Raw genomic sequence first — 17234 nt, 5'->3', positions numbered from 1 at the left:
AGTAGCAACTATCAACTATATGGTATTATTTCAAAAAATATGAGGGTATACATGAAAGCACAAGAGTTTCAACCTATTGTAAATTTTATTTGGAGCGTAGCAGATGATTTGCTTCGTGATGTGTATGTTAAAGGTAAGTATCGTGATGTAATTTTACCTATGACTATTTTAAGGCGTATAGATGTGATCTTAGAGCCTACAAAAGATCAAGTGTTAAAAACCTATAATTCCTATAAAGATAAAATAGACAATCTAGACAATATACTAGGTGGAAAAATGGGGAGTAATTTAGGTTTTCACAATCATTCAAACTTCACCTTGCAGACACTTCTAAACGATCCTAAAAATATTAGAATCAACTTTGAAAATTACCTTGATGGCTTTAGTGAAAATATAAAAGATATTATCACAAAATTCAAATTCAAAAATCAACTTGATACGCTTGATGAAGCAAATATACTTTATGGCGTGATTGAGCGGTTCTGCTCTCCTAAGATAAATCTCTCCATTAATCCTATCTTAGATGATAAAGGCAATGTGCTTCATAAGGGTTTGAGCAATCTTGGTATGGGATATGTTTTTGAAGAGCTTATAAGAAAATTCAACGAAGAAAATAATGAAGAAGCAGGAGAGCACTTCACCCCAAGAGAGATTATCGAGCTTATGACTCATCTAGTCTTTTTGCCCATAAAGGATAAAATCCAAAAAGGTGCTTTTCTCATCTATGATAATGCCTGTGGAAGCGGAGGTATGCTAACAGAATCTAAAGATTTTATCACAGACCCACAAGGGCTTATTCAATCACAAGCAAGCATCTATCTATATGGACAAGAGATAAACCCAGAAACCTATGCCATATGCAAAGCAGATATGCTAATCAAGGGTGAAGATCCAGACAATATTAAATATGGATCAACGCTAAGTGATGACAAATTAGGAGATTTCAAATTTGATTTTATGCTTACAAATCCCCCTTATGGAAAATCTTGGGAAAAAGATCAAAAAGAGTTAGGAATAGATAGCAAAAAGAATTGCAAAGATTTAAGATTCCAAGTAGGTATTACAAGCAAAAGTGATGGGCAAATGATGTTTTTATTAAATATGCTAAGCAAGATGAAAACGCTAGATATATCACCTCTTGGATCACGCATAGCAAGTGTGCATAATGGAAGCTCACTTTTTAACTCTGATGGCGGAATGGTAGCCATTAGAAAACACATCATAGAAAATGACTATTTAGAATCCATAGTCGCACTTCCTACCAATATGTTTTATAACACAGGTATTCCTACTTTTATATGGATTATCACAAACAACAAACCAGAGCATAAAAGAGGTAAAGTCCAACTCATCAATGCTACAAATGCCAAATATTTCTCCAAAATGAAAAAGTCCTTAGGCTCTAAACAAAATGAAATGACAAAAGAGCATGTAGAAAAAATCACAAATTTATTTTTGGATTTTCGCGAAAATGAAGATTGTAAAGTGCTAGATAATGAAGACTTTGGCTACACAAAAATCCTTATAGAAAAGCCAAAAACTATAGAATCTCTACAAGAAGATTCTAAATTTAATACCCTAAAAGACAAGGATAAAATCCTGCAAAAACTACAAGAGTTAGAATCTAGCCCAAAAGACTTTAAAGACAGAGCAGAGTTTTTCTCCTATCTTGGAGTAAAACTTAAAAAGAGTGAAGAAAATCTCCTGCTAGATTCTGATAAAACCAACAACACGGAGAAAATCCCACTAAAAACAGATATACAAAGCTACTATGATACAGAAGTAAAACCCTATGTGCCAAACTCTTGGATAGATTGGGAGAGTGCAAGTATAGGCTATGAAATCCTTTTTAACAAATACTTTTATACCTACACACCACCAAGAAAGCTAGAAGAGATAAATAGTGAGTTACAAGACTTAGAAAAAGAAGTGCAAGATCTCTTAAGTGAGATTATGCAATGAGAGTTTTTAAAGATAGTGGTATAGAATGGCTTGGGGAGATTCCACAAGATTGGCAGATAGTCCCTATTCGATGTTGTTTTGGCGAATTTAACACAAGATGTAATAACAATGACTATCCATTGTTATCTGTAACTATAGCAAATGGTGTGGTTTATCAAAATGATATAACAAACAAAAAAGATATTTCTAATGATGATAAATCTAATTATAAAATAGTCCCCTTTGGTGCTATTACTTATAACAAAATGAGAATGTGGCAAGGTGCTATCGGTATAAATATGCTTGAAAAAGGTATCGTGAGCCCTGCTTATGTTGTAGCTATTCCAAATAAGCAAATAGATATTAGCTTTAGTTATTATTTATTAAAGTCAAAAAATATGATTAGTGAATATGAAAAATATTCTTATGGGCTTTGTTCTGATATGAATAACTTAAGATATGAAGATTTTCAAAATATCAAAATCCCACTTCCACCCCTAGAAGAGCAAAAAAGGATAGCTGATTTTTTAGATTCCAAATGCAAACAAATAGAAACTTTTTGTGAGAAAAAGCAAAAGCTTATCACTCTTCTAAATGAGAAAAAACAATCCCTTATTAATGAATGCGTTACCAAAGGACTTGATAAAAATGTAACTTTCAAAGATAGTGGCATAGAGCATTTAGGAGAGATTCCACAACATTGGGAGATTAAAAAATTAAAAATGCTTTTTTTTCTTGGCAATGGATTGAACATAACTAAAGCGGATTTTATTCCCTGTGGCATACCTTGCGTTAATTATGGTGAGATTCACTCTAAAATACCCATGTCGCCTTGATTTATCTATCCATAGATTACCATTTGTGAGCAAAACACATCTTGCAAATAAACCACAATCACTTCTACAAAAAGGAGATTTTGTTTTTGCAGATACTTCTGAAGATATAGAGGGTTCTGGGAATTTTACAAGTATTCAATCTAATACACCAATTTTTGCAGGATACCACACAATCACTTTAAAACCAAAAAAATATAAAATTAATTCTTTGTATTTTTCATTTTTGTTTGATTCTGTATTTACAAGAAATCAAATAAGAAAAGGAGTTAGTGGGGTAAAGGTTTTTAGTATTACAAAGTCTATCTTAAAAGAAGCACAATGCCTTATCCCACCCCTAAAAGAGCAAGAGCAAATTGCACAATTTTTAGATTCTAAAATCTCCAAGATGGATAAAATCATAGAAAAAACCAAAAAACAAATAAAACTTATAAAAGAATACAAAACCACACTCATAAACCAAGCCGTATGCGGCAGGATTAATTTATAAAAGGAGAAAAAATGGAAGAAAAATATCAAATATTATCAGCTTTGGCAGTTTTTGATTCTTTACGAAAACAAGGAAAAGATTTATTTGAGATACTAGATTCTTTTATTGTATTTATAATATGTGATAAAAATCTAAATAATTTTACTAGTATTGAGATATATCAATGTTTAAAAAATGAATTTGAATTTGATATACCTAAGGCTGTTGTAGAACAAAGATTAAAAGTAATGAAAAAAAATAAAAAATTGCAATTCGATACAAATACTAAAAAGTTTTCTAATTGCAATACTAACAGTGACACACAATACATAAAAAATGAGTTAAGAAAAGTTATGCATGAAGAAAAAACACTAATCGATCAATTACATGCATCTTTAGATTCTAGCATTCTATCAGATAATAAAGAAAAAGAGGTGCTAAGTAAAGAATTGGTTAATTATTTTTTAGGAAATACACTTAATAATTATGAAAATGATATTAATAAATTTATTATTAAAAATATGAACAATCCTTTATTAAGTGTTATATCCGATGGTATTATTGTATATAATGCATTAAGATATCAAGATACATTTGATAACAGAAGGTGGGAAAAATTAAAAATTTATATAAATATGGAAATTATTTTTCATTTTATGGGATACAATGGAACATTTTTTAATTCAATAATAAATGAATTATTTGATTTAATTGTAGAAATTAATAGAAGCAAAAAAGTAATTTATCTATATTACACCTCAAGAGAAGAACAACGGATAGAAAATTTCTTCAATGCTTTAATAAACAATAAAAATATTGAAGATAAAGAAGCAGCAAAAACAATAAGAAATCGTTGCGGCGATGATGCATTAAAAATTATAGAAGAAAAAATAAGATTATTTGATAAACTTAAAGAAAACGCTATATTAAAAAAAGAAATTGATGAGGTAGATTTTAATTTAGAAAAAAATCAACAATACAATATTGCGTCAAGTAATATAAAAGAAAAGTTACCTGAAATTGATGATGAAAAAATAGAATTTTTAAATAAACTAAATATTTTGAGAAAAAATAATGAAGCAACCATAGAAAATTCTAAATATTTGTTTTTAACTGATGAAAATGGATATATAAATATTTCAAAATACATAAAAACTACCCTCAAGAGCAAAATCCCTATTGCAATACAAGTAATGTATCTAACTAATATTTTATGGTTAAGACTTGGAAAATTTTCTAAAAGCAATAATAAACTATTAATTTTTAAACCTGAAGTAAGAGCTAGAATATCTATAGCGCTTAATTTACACAATCACAATATTGATTTATATAATCAACTTGATAAGAAAATAAAAGAAGGTATGAGCGAAGAACGAGCTAAAAAAATTTTAGCTGAAATTCGATTATTAGATATCAAGCCTGAAGATATTGATGAAAATAATATAGTGTCTATTTCTAATATGAGTGGCGTAGATTTAGATTATTTTATCCAACAACATAATATTAAAGAAGAAAAAATAAATACAATGGAAAATAAAATAGAACATTTAACCAATGAAGTTAATGGGGTAAACCGAGACAAAAGTAAATTACAAAAAGAAAACGAAAAATTAAAACAAAATAATAAAAACAAGGATGATGAGATTAAAAACTATAAATATGAGAAACTAGAATATAAGCAACAGGAACTTAAAAGAAATGAAAAAAATCTAGAAAAGACAAAGAAAATACGCATTTTTATGATTTGTGTATTTTTTATACTTCTATGTATATGTGGTTATTATATTGAAAAATATGAAGTTTTAAAGCCTGTATGGAATCTTATTACAAATGCTATTTTCCTTTTCTTAAGTAATATAATAGGCAATAAAATATTCTTTACAAATAAAATAAAAGAATATCAAGATAATTTAGAACAACTGAAAGAAGAAATAAAAAATTTAAAAGAAGACACAAAGGAAACCAGCAATGACTAACTACCAAGAAAAAGATTTAGAAAGTTTTATAGAATCTTATCTATTAGAAAATAATGGTTATAAAAAGAGCAAATAAAACTTATAAAAAATGTTAAATCAAGTTGCATGTGGTAAAATTAGTCTAATAAAGAAAATTGATGATAGATAAGCGTTGAATAGGATATAGCATAATGAGTAGGGTCTTATATATTTTTGTAGATGAGTCTGGCGATATGGATTTCAGCCAAAAAGGCTCTAAACATTATATGTTTGGCTTTTTGGTTAAAAAGCGTCCTTTTAGGCTACATGAGACTATTGCGAATTATCGATATGATTTACTAGAGCGAAACCTAACATTACCAAAAAATGAAAAGAGATTAGATATTGAAAGATTTCATGCCTGTGAAGATAACAAGCATATTAAAAAACAGCTTTTTGAATTGATTTCAAGTTTTGAAAAAGAAGATATTAAGATTTACTCCTATATTTTAGAAAAGCCAAAAGTCTTTCCAGAAAAAACGCAAGATAGTGCTACATTTTATTCTGAAAATCTTAAATTTGCAATCACAAGACTTTTAGAAAAAATTAAAATCAAGCAGAATTTTATTATCATTACCGACAACCTTGCAGTAAAAAATAATAAAAATAAGCAAGTTGGTGCTATCAAAGGTGGGATTAAGCAGTATCTTAAAGCAAATAACATTAATGCAAAATATGATGTTTTTCATCATGCAAGTGCATCTAGTGTCAATTTGCAAATTATAGATTATATTAATTGGGCTATTTTTAGAAAATATGAAAAAGATGATGATAGCTTTTATCAACAAATATCAAAATACATTTTGGAAGAAGAAGTAATGACTAAAGATAGACAAAAGGAGTATTATTGATGACCTATGCTATCTATCCACTAAGGGAAGCCTTCCTTGAAGTCTTATTGATAGCTAGGAACTTTGCGTGATTGTAGCATATATAGATTATATTTTCAACAACAAGGAAACTAACAATGCCTAACTACCAAGAAAAAGATTTAGAAAACTTTATAGAATCTTATCTACTAGAAAATAATGGATATATAAAAAGAGTGAGCCAAAACTATGATAAAAATCTATGTCTTGATAAAGAATTGTTTATAAACTTTTTACAATCCACGCAAAGCAAAGAATTAGATGAGATTAAAAAGCGTTTAGGAAAGGATTATAAAGATGAGATTTTAAAGCACATTGCTTCTAAAATCACAAAACAAGGCATTGTTAAGTCTTTACAAAATGGCATAGAAATGTGCGGAATCAAGCTAAACCTAGCCTACAGAAAACCAAGCAACGCTCTAAATAGCAATAGTGTAGAAAATTACAATAGAAATACTCTTTCAATCATTCGCCAACTTTACTATAGTGAGGAAAATCAAAATTCTATTGATATGGTAATTTTTTTAAATGGTGTGCCACTTTTAAGCATAGAGCTTAAAAACCAACTAAGCGGACAAAATGTCTATAATGCAATAGAGCAATACAAAAAAGATAGAGATCCAAGAGAAAGATTTTTGCAAAATTGTGTTGTGCATTTTGCGCTAGATTGTGATTTGATTTTTATGACTACAAAACTGCAAAAAGAAAAAACAAGATTTTTTCCCTTTAATCGTGGGCTAAACAATGGTAGCGGGGAGATAGGGGTAAAAACTGGTGCAGGCAATCCACCAAGTGATGGTGTTAAAACTGCTTATCTTTGGGAAAGAATATTTAAAAAAGATGTCTTAATTACACTTATTTTTGATTTTGTAAAAATACTCAAAGACAAAGAGCAGGAAAAAATTATTTTTCCACGCTATCACCAATTTGATGTGGTGGAAAAGCTCTTAAATGATGCAAGGATTAATGGTGTGGGAAAATGCTATTTGATACAGCATAGTGCAGGAAGTGGTAAGAGTAATTCTATCTCATGGCTTGCGCACAATCTTGTAAGCTTGCATGATAGGGATTCAAAACCTATCTTTGATAGCATTATTGTTGTGACAGATAGAAAAGTATTGGATTCTCAGATTAGAGACAATGTTAAAAGTTTTGAGAATGTTAGCGGAGTGGTAGAAGCTATTACGCATGGAAGCCGACAGCTAAGAGAAGCCTTAGAAGAAGGTAAGAAGATTATTATCACAACCATTCAAAAGTTTCCCTATATTTTGGACGAGATTGCAACTCTAAAAGCAAAACATTTTGCAATTATTATTGATGAAGCGCATTCTAGCCAAAGTGGTATAAGCGCGCAAAAAATGGGAGAGGCTATTAGAGATAGAAGCAATGATGAAAATGAAAAAAATCCAGAAGATGAGATAACAGAGATTATAAAAAATAAAAAATTACAAAAGAATGCCTCTTATTTTGCCTTTACTGCTACACCTAAGCCAAAAACGCTAGAAATGTTTGGAATGCCTTGTGAGATTGATGGGGAAAAGAAATTTATTCCTTTTCATCTCTATTCTATGAAACAAGCGATAGAAGAGGGATTCATTCTTGATGTATTGAAAGGCTACACAACTTATAAGAGTTATTATAAGATTCTTTCTTCCATTGAAGATAATCCACTTTATGACAAAAAGAAAGCCAATAAAAAGCTAAAAGCCTATGTAGAAAACCATAGAGATTCTATTGATAAAAAAGTTGAAATAATGATTGAGTATTTTTTTGCCCATAGCTACAAAAAAATAGGGGCAAAGGCAAAGGCTATGGTAGTAACTAAGAGTAGAGAAAATGCACTTAATTATTATTTTTCTTTTAAACAATATTTAAAAAACCACTATCCGCAATTTAAGGCAATTGTTGCATTTTCAGGTGAGTTGAATATCAATAATGAAATTTATAGTGAAAGTGTTCTTAATGGATTTAGTGAGAATATGTTAAAAGATGAGTTTAAAAAAGATAAATATAAGTTTTTGATCGTAGCGGAGAAATATCAAACTGGATTTGATGAGCCATTATTGCATACGATGTATGTAGATAAGGCTCTAAGTGGTGTAAGTGCGGTGCAAACGCTATCACGATTAAATAGAGTGTGTGCAAATAAGGAGGATACTTGTGTGCTAGATTTTGTCAATACGCATGAAGAAATTGCACAATCTTTTAGCACATTTTATGAGCAAACTTATTTGGCTCAAGAGAGTAATATTGAAAGAATTTATGAGCTTAAAAGCAATCTTTTGGAATATGAAGTTTATACACAAGATGAAATTGACAAATTTGTAGAATCTATTCTAAGGCAAGAAAAAGAAAATATTATTCATAGTCAGCTTGATAGAATGGCAGATCGGTTTAATCAAAAAAGTGATGATAAAAAGATGGAGTTTTATAGTAAGACAAAAACTTATTTAAAAGATTATGCATTCTTGGCTCAAATTTTACCCTATGAAGATATTGAGCTGGAAAAACACTACATTTTGCTTAAAAAGCTTATAGCCAAAATAAATCCACCAAGATCAGAGGATTTGGCAAAGGGAATTTTGGATAATGTAAGTTTTGATAGTTATCGTGTGCAGCTTGTGAAAAGTGAAAATATAATTTTGGAAGGACAAGGAGAACTGCTGCCTTCAAATGCAGATGGTTCTAGCAAGATTCAAGAAGCAGAGTTGCAAGAACTCTCCAATATTATCAAAGAGTTTAATGAGAAATATGGAAATATAGAATGGGGAGAAAGTGATAAGATAGCAGAAACATTGCAGAATATTAAAGATGATATTGTAAAAGATAATGATTTTATCGATTATTCTAGGAATTCTGATAAGCAAAATTTAAAAATAGAATTTGAAAGATTATTGCAAGATAAGATGCAAGAAATTATAGATACAAACTTTTTACTTTATAAGCAATTTAGTGATGATGCTCGATTTAAACAAATGATTACACAAAAAATGTTTAACATTGTGCTAGATGAAATCAATTGTTTTTAAACAATAGTTAAGCGATTGTGATGTATATGTCAGCTGTATATTGCCACACTAAAAACAAGACAATAAAAATAAGATTAAAGCTCTTTTATTCTAACTTTGTATTGAATTTATGGTAAATGTTTCTTGTAAAAATGTTAAATTATTGAAATAACAACATGCTAAACATAACATCTGTCACACAATATGACTCTCTTTATATCCCATCCAAATACACATAGTGTATATTTGGGATTTGTTTGTGCGAGGGTTTAAAAATATTTTGTGTTATAAAACTTGCTGAATGATTGTTTCAATTTCTGCTTGACTGCTTGGCTCAACTAGACGCTCAGCAACTTCTTTGCCATTTTTATAGAAAATAAGTGTTGGGATTCGTCTAATTTGCAGTGAATCTTTTAATTGTTCTTCTGTATCAAAATTAACTTTAAAAAAATGAATTCTATCCTTATATTCTTTTTCTAACGCTGTCATGATTGGCTCAATCCGCCTACAATCTGGACACCAACTAGCTCCAACATTAACTATTACTATACCCTCACTTGTCATACTTGAAAAATTACTGTGATTTAGCTCTTGCATTCATCGCTCCTTAAACTATAAATTAAACATAAAACATATAGACTATATGATCACAGAATGATTACACAAAATGTGATAACATAGGCTATACGTCAAGATTATAACAAAATACTTTGAATTATTCTTTGTGCGAATAAAATATACACTATTAATTACATTTACAGACTAAGTTTGTGTAAAATTTTATTTCACATAAACTTATGTATGGAAATGTTTAAGATTTCTATAAACTCCAAAAATGCAAGGGATCATATGCAACAACAATTTAATGGCATTGAGATTCTCACTCAAATATGCGAAACAAAAAAAAGAAAAATGCAAGAAAAAGGTGTATCGCTAGGTTATGACTTACCCCATAACAGGACCTTACCACTTATCTCACCCACATTACTCAAAGATAAAACCACTCCATTTATCATTGCAGAAGTAAAGCGGAAAAGTCCAACAAAAGGACATATAAGCACAATTACAGAACCAACAAAACTTGCACAATTATATATAAAACAGGGTGCAAATGCGATCTCTGTGCTTTGCGAGGAAGATTACTTTCAAGGAAGCTTAAAAGATTTACATGCGATTAAAACCGCGTTTCCACATGCTTGTATCTTGCGTAAAGATTTTATTTTACATAAAGATGAAGCAAGAGTGAGTTATCTTTTTGGTGCTGATATGGTTTTACTCATTGTGGCACTTTTTGTTGATGATATGGAATCTTTTGATATTATATATAAGGAACTCTTAGCTTACAATCTCACACCGCTAATCGAAATTCACACACTTCATGAATGGAATCTTATCAAAAAACTAAATCTTCAGAGGGCTATTGTTGGCATTAATACGCGAAATCTTAAAACCTTTCAAATCAATAAAATGGAAGCCATGAAATTACGTGCCCACATACCAAAACATATCCCTGTTATTTTTGAATCTGGCATACAATCAGAATACGATAGCTTTATGGCTGGTAGTAGTGGCTTTCAAGGGATTTTATGTGGTAGCTTTTTGGTAGAACAATTAGATAAAGAATATGTATATCCAAAAACTAATAAACATCTAGATTCTAATAACTATACTACAGAATCCTCAACCCATCAAACTATGCTGAAAGATCAAGACTCTAGTAATGCAGTGATATCTCAAAATAATATCATACATGGGCTAAAAGAAGCTTTTAATATCGGCATGAATAAAACAATCATTGCCACATTACTACAAAGATTCTATGCAAAAAATAGCTCAACAAAAAAGCAAGGCTATAAACCACTTGTTAAAGTATGTGGTATCAATGATATAGCTTTCTTGCAAGAAAGTTTAAAATACGCAGACTTATTGGGCTTTATCCTAACATCAAGGAGTGTGCGTTACGTAGATATGACATTTTTACAAGAAGCACAAAAGATATATCATGCACACGCAGATTCTATGCCTTTGCGAGTTGGTGTAGTTACAAATGAGTGTATCGAGATTGGCATAAAATATTTAGAGCAAGGGCTTATTGACTGCTTACAATTTCATGATGTGCCTACATCATTTTGTATTGAAAGTGCTATTGCAAAAGATACACATTCATTTTATGGCCCATACCCTTTACATACGCTTTATGCTAAACTTAATACAAAATTTTTACCTTTTTATCCATCTGTCAATTATAAGGAATTACTACATGTAGAGCAAGGATTGCAAACACATTTTGCTCTATGGGATAGTAGTGCTGGTGGTGGATGCGATGTGGATATTGCTGCTATACAAGAGTTTATAACAAAACATAAAGTTTTACAGGGAAACTTATGGTTAGCAGGGGGAATATCCACAAAAAACTTGCAAAATATACTCACATTGCAACCCATGTTAATTGATATATGTTCTGGTTTTGAAAGTAGTCGTGGTAAAAAAAATATTTCTGCACTAAAAGAATTTTTTACTTTGCTAGATAATTTGTTTTAGATTTTATTAAATTACACTTTAAGTATCTATTGTGCATTTACGCACTTGTTGTTGAACAATAAAATAGCATGATGTTTTTTACAAGTGCGGCAAATGTATGACAAACATATCTTGATTTTTAACATTTTTTAGTGTAGAATACATACTCTTAAATTTTAGCCTTTGATGATTAATTGTTTTGGATTGGTCTTTATTGGAATGCAATTTGTGAATAAAAAGGAAAGCTATGGAACAAACACTATCTATTATCAAGCCAGATGCGGTGAAAAAGAACGTTATTGGTAAAATTATTACAAGATTTGAAGAAAATGGTTTGCGTATTGCAGCGGCAAAAAAGGTGCAATTAAGCGAGTGTGAAGCAAAAGAGTTCTATGCGGTTCATAAAGAACGCCCTTTCTATAAAGATCTTGTAGAGTTTATGATAAGTGGTCCCGTGGTTGTTATGGTATTAGAGGGGGATAATGCAGTTGCAAAGAACAGAGAGCTTATGGGTGCTACAAATCCAAAAGAGGCTGCACCTGGAACTATACGTGCTGACTTTGCAGATAGCATTGATGCAAACGCTGTACATGGGAGCGATTCTAAAGAAAATGCTGCTATTGAAATAGCCTTTTTCTTTGCAAAGAGCAAAATACTATAAGGTTTGTCCTAATATTACAATAGGTGGTTTTGTGCGAATTGAGTTTAGAAAAATCACAGAAAAGCCAAAGCAAATTCATTTAATATATGATAACAAGCAAAGTGAGATTATGCTTGAGAATGAATATATAGAATTGCAAGGTGAGATTATGCGACAAGATTCTAAACTTGTAATATTTCGCGGTAGTATTAAAGGTAATTTAGAGCTTATTTGCTCATTAAGTGGCAATGAATTTGATGCTAAAATTGATGAATCATTGGTTTTGTATTTCTCAGATGGGATCTGGGAATCACAAAGCCAATCAAAGGCTATTAATTCACTTGATGTAATTGAGTTTTTTGATGGTTTCATAGATTTTGATTTTGTTTTAACAAGCGAATTAGAATCTATACGACTAGATTATAATATTAAGGAGTAAGTCATGGCTGTTCCTAAGCGAAGAGTAAGTAAAACAAGAGCGGCAAAGAGAAGAACGCACTATAAAGTAAAGTTAGCAACACCAGTAAAAGATAAAGATGGTAGTTGGAAATTGCCGCATCATATCAATAAATTTACGCAGTCTTATAATTAACGCACTATGTTACAGATTGCATTAGATGCGATGGGTGCTGACAATGGTGTTGAGCCTGTTGTATGTGGCTTATTGCGAGCATTGCAAAATAAAAACTTCAAAGCATACTTAGTTGGGGATACTGCATTACTCAAGTCTTCCCTAGATTCTAAGAGACTTTCAAGTGACATATTGCAACGTATTGAGTTATTACATGCCGATGACTATGTGCGTATGGAAGAGAAAGCAAGCGATGCAAATAAACGCACAACCACTTCTATATACCACGCCATTGGACTTGTAAAAAGCGGTGATGCTAGTGCATGCGTTAGTGCGGGACATAGCGGTGCTACGATGAGTTTAGCAACGCTACAAATTGGAAGAATAAAAGGTGTATCTCGCCCTGCTATATGCACATGTATGCCAACAATAACCAATCGATGTAGCATCATACTTGATGCAGGTGCAAACACAGATTGCAAACCTGAATACTTGGTAGATTTTGCATTAATGGGGTTTCATTATGCAAAGCATGTTTTACACTATGAGTTACCTCGTGTTGGACTTTTATCAAATGGCGAAGAAGATTCTAAAGGCAATGATTTAACAAAGCAAACCTTTAAGCTATTGAGTGAATATGATTTTTTCAAAGGCAATGTCGAGGGATCTGATATATTTAATGGTTCTGTTGATGTTATCGTATGTGATGGCTTCATGGGGAATCTTGTATTGAAGGCAAGTGAGGGCGTTGCAAGCTCTATAAGCACGATATTGAAAGCTGAGATTAAAAAGTCTATTATAAGTTCCTTAGGCTATCTTCTTGCAAAAACAGCTTTCAAAGCATTGAAAAAAAAGGTTGATTACGCAGAGTATGGTGGTGCACCATTGCTTGGTATTAAGAAGCCTGTGATTATTAGTCATGGCAAGAGTAATGCTAGAGCTATGGAATGTGCAATTTATCAAGCTATTGAAGCATGTGATTCAAAAATATGTGATAAAATTACAGAAGCATTTCAATCAATTGCAACAATCAAGTGAATATAACATGAGAGCTATATGTAATGGCTGTTATGTTGTAGGCGTTTCAATATGTTTTAAGGAAAAGATATGTTCTATGCCTCTATAAAGTCTATTGCCTCTTATGTCCCAGACAATTGTATCCCAAATGATTTTTTTGCCCAATTTTTAGATACCAGTGATGAGTGGATTACACAACGGACTGGAATAAAAACACGCTATTTTGCAAACAAGGAACAAATGAGTAGCGATCTAGGCGTAGAGGCTGCTAAAACTGCTATTGCAAGAGCAAATCTTACTATAAAAGATATTGATTTAATTCTTTGCGCGACCATTAATCCCGACTTTTTTGCCATGCCTTCTACAGCCTGCATCATTGCGACAAAGCTTGGCATCGCTGATGTCCCTGCATTTGATATAACTGCAGCTTGCACAGGTTTTGTGTATGCTTTGTCTATTGCGAAAGGATACATTGAGAGCGGAATGTATAAAAATATCCTCGTGATAGGTGCAGAAAAGACAAGTGCTGTGCTTGATTTTACCGATAGAACAACTTGCGTTTTATTTGGTGATGGAGCTGGGGCTTGTATTGTTGGGAGAGGAGAGCAAGTAGGCATTAAAGATATTCATATTTCCTCTGATGGACAATTTTCACACCTGCTTTGCACTCCAAAAAAATTCAATAGTTTCACACAAAACGAAGCTCTAAGCATGTTTAATATAGATGATGGGAACAATACAAATCAAGTCCTAAAAATGAAAGGCAATGAAGTATTTAAAATCGCAGTAAGGACAATTGCAAAAGATGCTCAAGATATTTTAGCACACAATAATATGAGTGCACTAGATTTAGACTATTTTGTACCACATCAAGCAAATTTACGCATTATACAATCGGTTGCAAATACACTAAACCTACCTGAAGAGAAGATTATTCTCACGGTGCAAAAATATGGCAACACTTCGGCAGCAAGTATTCCTATGGCACTTGATGATGCCTACACAAGCGGGAAGTTTAAACATAGAGATTTATTATTGCTTGATGCATTTGGCTCCGGTTTCACATGGGGAAGCGCATTAATATATGCTGATTTTGCATAGATCTTTTAAAGATTTTTTTGGTAGAAATTTTTCATTATTATATCACTTTTACAATATTTTAAGATAAAAATTAGAAAACAATAGTATAATAGCGATTTTATATTTTTTAAAGGATAGCTATGCAAGTTATATTTAAGAACGGAGGCAAGCAATACAAGGCACAAGTAGGAGATATACTTTTACTTGATAAATTAAGCCTTGAGCCAAAGTCAAAGCTAGAAATCAGTGAAGTCCTTGCCATTGTCGAAGGAGAGGACTTAGTCGTAGGGAATCCATTTGTTGCAAATGCAAAGGTGGAGTTAGAGGTTATAAATGAAGGTAGAGGCAAAAAAGTTATTACCTTTAAGAAAAGAAGGCGTAAAGACAGCAAAACAAAGCGAGGCTTTAGAAGAGACTTTACACGCGTAAAAGTAATCAATATTAGTAAATAAGGATTGTTAAATGGCACACAAGAAAGGTCAAGGTAGTACGCAGAACAATAGAGATTCTGCAGGAAGAAGGTTAGGTGTTAAAAAGTTTGGTTCTCAATTTGTGAGAGCAGGAAACATCATAGTGCGACAAAGGGGCACAAAGGTGCATGCTGGTAGTAATGTCGGAATGGGTAAAGATCATACTCTTTATGCACTTATTGATGGCATTGTGAGTTTTCAACAAAAAGATAAATACAGAAAAAAGGTTTCTGTAATTCCATCTAATAGCTAATAGTGTAGCTAGATATTAATCTGTCGCAGTATTATTACAATACTGCCTTTCTGCTAAATCATTATCATCAGAATTACATTTCATAGAATTTTATTATCGTCTTTATGGTATTAACGTGTACTTTATAGACACATTTCGCTTTTTTATTATGATTAAAATTTATAGTAGCCGTATTCAAAAAATAAAATCTGTGTGATATTATAAATAGTAAATAGATCGTAAGAATATTGTGTATAAAAATGGCTCCGGATGCAGGATTCGAACCTGCGACCAAGTGGTTAACAGCCACCTACTCTACCGCTGAGCTAATCCGGAATAAAACGAATTGAAGACACAATTATATATAAAAAATCATTAATAGTCAAGACTTTATGGTAAAATTTTATAAATTCAGAATATATCATATCAGAGAATATAGTGAAAACCAATAAGAGATACGAACTAAAGCAGATTTTAGACACGCAATATGCTCTTTTTAATACACAAGCCAACCTGCATTCGCACCCAGATCCCCTGCAAATCGCTCATAAACATAGAGATTTTATGTATTTTGATGAGCTATGTTTGCTTTGTGCATTATATGCTTATGGTAACGCGCAAATGATTGTGAAAAACCTCTCTACTATGCCATTTTCTTACCTGATTGATATAGACTGCATAAAAGATATACCATTAGAATTATTTCCATATTACAGATTCCAAACGCGAGAGGATACCAAAAATTGCTTTCTTATTGTCGCTGATTTTATTAAAAAGGGTGGTATCAAATCAATATTTCTAGAATCTTATGTAAAAAATTTTGATATCCTATCTTCCATTCATCATATCGAAAGGTTGGCAAAAGATTACATGAAAGCATATGGGATTCAAGGGTATGGTCTACAATTTCTATTTGGCAACCCCTGCAACATGCAATCACCACGCAAACGCTACAATATGTTTCTGCGTTGGATGATACGTAAAGATAACCTTGATTTTGGGTTATGGAATGAGATTGATACATCACATTTGCTTTTGCCTCTTGATACTCATACTTTTAGAATCTCAAAACAACTTGGACTATGCAAGACTAAAACTTATAGTTTAAAGGCAGTGAAAGAAATCACCCATACGCTCAAGTCTTTTGATCCCAAAGATCCTATAAAATATGATTTCGCACTTTATCGTATAGGACAGCTAGGTTTAAATATTTTATAAGGATTACCAAGTAAGTTAAACTTCTAGCATGCTCAAGTCACGCAAATACTTATCTTGTAGGTTTCAGATTCCATAATTATTACATATATCTAAATCTTTAGCTAATCTTATCTTGCACCATTATATACAGCGACTACTCAAAGATCATATAAAATTATGTGTTATTGACGTGTAGAGTTTATATTTAAGCAAAAACATTTACAAATTTTTTAGCAATTTTATACAAAATGCACGTATAAGACTTTATAGACATAGATATGCTAGTTTTATATTTGTATAACCGCATTTAAAATCAAAGTCATTTTACATTTAAAATCAAAGTGTGCTTGAATCCTGCATTTTTTGACTTTGATTTTAAATGTAAATTTTGTC

14 protein-coding genes, 1 tRNA gene and 1 pseudogene are annotated in these 17234 nt (G+C 31.4%); 14 read left to right on the top strand and 2 right to left on the bottom strand.

Going from position 1 to position 17234, the window contains the following annotated elements; genetic code table 11:
• Window positions 1-51 precede the first annotated feature (51 nt).
• The 5 genes and pseudogenes from LS81_RS03830 (at window position 52) to LS81_RS03810 (ending at window position 9135) form a co-directional block, all read left to right on the top strand.
• Window positions 52-1962 carry an N-6 DNA methylase gene (locus tag LS81_RS03830; RefSeq protein WP_052096398.1) on the top strand — a complete coding sequence of 637 codons (1911 nt, stop codon included), beginning with the start codon at window positions 52-54 and terminating at the stop codon, window positions 1960-1962.
• A pseudogene (locus tag LS81_RS12470) lies at window positions 1959-3264 on the top strand (restriction endonuclease subunit S). The gene LS81_RS03830 and the pseudogene LS81_RS12470 overlap by 4 nt, the downstream one beginning before the upstream one ends.
• An 11-nt stretch (window positions 3265-3275) precedes the next feature.
• Window positions 3276-5219 (top strand): hypothetical protein, encoded by a 1944-nt coding sequence (locus LS81_RS03820; protein WP_034344330.1) that lies wholly within the window; start codon window positions 3276-3278, stop codon window positions 5217-5219.
• Window positions 5220-5389: 170 nt separating this feature from the next.
• On the top strand, window positions 5390-6088 hold the full coding sequence (locus tag LS81_RS03815; RefSeq protein WP_034344332.1) for a DUF3800 domain-containing protein: 699 nt from the start codon (window positions 5390-5392) through the stop codon (window positions 6086-6088).
• 116 nt (window positions 6089-6204) lie between these two features.
• Window positions 6205-9135: a type I restriction endonuclease subunit R gene (locus LS81_RS03810; RefSeq protein ID WP_034344334.1), complete on the top strand. Its 2931-nt coding sequence runs from the start codon at window positions 6205-6207 to the stop codon at window positions 9133-9135.
• Between the two features lie 264 nt (window positions 9136-9399).
• Here the strand turns inward: LS81_RS03810 and LS81_RS03805 are convergent, their stop codons facing one another.
• On the bottom strand, window positions 9400-9711 hold the full coding sequence (locus LS81_RS03805; protein ID WP_034321106.1) for a thioredoxin family protein: 312 nt from the start codon (window positions 9709-9711) through the stop codon (window positions 9400-9402).
• 252 nt (window positions 9712-9963) lie between these two features.
• Between LS81_RS03805 and trpF the strand changes: the two genes are divergently transcribed.
• The 8 genes from trpF to rpmA all read left to right on the top strand — a co-directional run bounded on the left by trpF (window position 9964) and on the right by rpmA (window position 15665).
• On the top strand, window positions 9964-11655 hold the full coding sequence (gene trpF / locus LS81_RS03800; protein ID WP_034344336.1) for a phosphoribosylanthranilate isomerase: 1692 nt from the start codon (window positions 9964-9966) through the stop codon (window positions 11653-11655).
• A 226-nt stretch (window positions 11656-11881) separates the two neighbouring features.
• A complete protein-coding gene (gene ndk / locus LS81_RS03795; protein ID WP_034321100.1) occupies window positions 11882-12295 on the top strand; it encodes a nucleoside-diphosphate kinase in 414 nt (137 codons plus the stop codon).
• Window positions 12273-12713, top strand: a complete 441-nt coding sequence (locus LS81_RS03790) for a hypothetical protein (protein WP_419664276.1) — start codon at window positions 12273-12275, stop codon at window positions 12711-12713. The genes ndk and LS81_RS03790 overlap by 23 nt, the downstream gene beginning before the upstream one ends.
• 3 nt (window positions 12714-12716) lie before the next feature.
• Window positions 12717-12866, top strand: a complete 150-nt coding sequence (gene rpmF / locus LS81_RS03785) for a 50S ribosomal protein L32 (protein ID WP_034321097.1) — start codon at window positions 12717-12719, stop codon at window positions 12864-12866.
• A 6-nt stretch (window positions 12867-12872) separates the two neighbouring features.
• Window positions 12873-13883: a phosphate acyltransferase PlsX gene (gene plsX, locus LS81_RS03780; protein WP_034344346.1), complete on the top strand. Its 1011-nt coding sequence runs from the start codon at window positions 12873-12875 to the stop codon at window positions 13881-13883.
• 69 nt (window positions 13884-13952) lie between these two features.
• Window positions 13953-14963, top strand: a complete 1011-nt coding sequence (locus LS81_RS03775; RefSeq protein WP_034344348.1) for a beta-ketoacyl-ACP synthase III — start codon at window positions 13953-13955, stop codon at window positions 14961-14963.
• 119 nt (window positions 14964-15082) lie between these two features.
• The gene (gene rplU, locus LS81_RS03770) at window positions 15083-15394 is read left to right on the top strand and encodes a 50S ribosomal protein L21 (protein ID WP_034321089.1); all 312 of its coding nucleotides are present in this window, start codon (window positions 15083-15085) and stop codon (window positions 15392-15394) included.
• A 10-nt stretch (window positions 15395-15404) separates the two neighbouring features.
• Window positions 15405-15665, top strand: coding sequence for a 50S ribosomal protein L27 (rpmA, locus tag LS81_RS03765; RefSeq protein WP_034321086.1), 261 nt, complete (start codon window positions 15405-15407; stop codon window positions 15663-15665).
• 240 nt (window positions 15666-15905) lie between these two features.
• On the opposite strand, the gene LS81_RS03760 is transcribed toward rpmA, so the two are convergent.
• Window positions 15906-15980 (bottom strand) — tRNA-Asn (locus LS81_RS03760).
• 102 nt (window positions 15981-16082) lie between these two features.
• On the opposite strand from LS81_RS03760, the gene LS81_RS03755 reads away from it, so the two are divergent.
• Window positions 16083-16862 carry a TIGR02757 family protein gene (locus tag LS81_RS03755; protein WP_034344350.1) on the top strand — a complete coding sequence of 260 codons (780 nt, stop codon included), beginning with the start codon at window positions 16083-16085 and terminating at the stop codon, window positions 16860-16862.
• Window positions 16863-17234: the final 372 nt, after the last annotated feature.

The sequence above is a fragment of the Helicobacter trogontum genome, from assembly GCF_000765905.2.
GTDB lineage: Bacteria > Campylobacterota > Campylobacteria > Campylobacterales > Helicobacteraceae > Helicobacter_A > Helicobacter_A trogontum.
The sequence above is the reverse complement of the archived record's forward strand: the minus strand, read 5'-3'. Positions and strand labels throughout refer to the sequence as shown.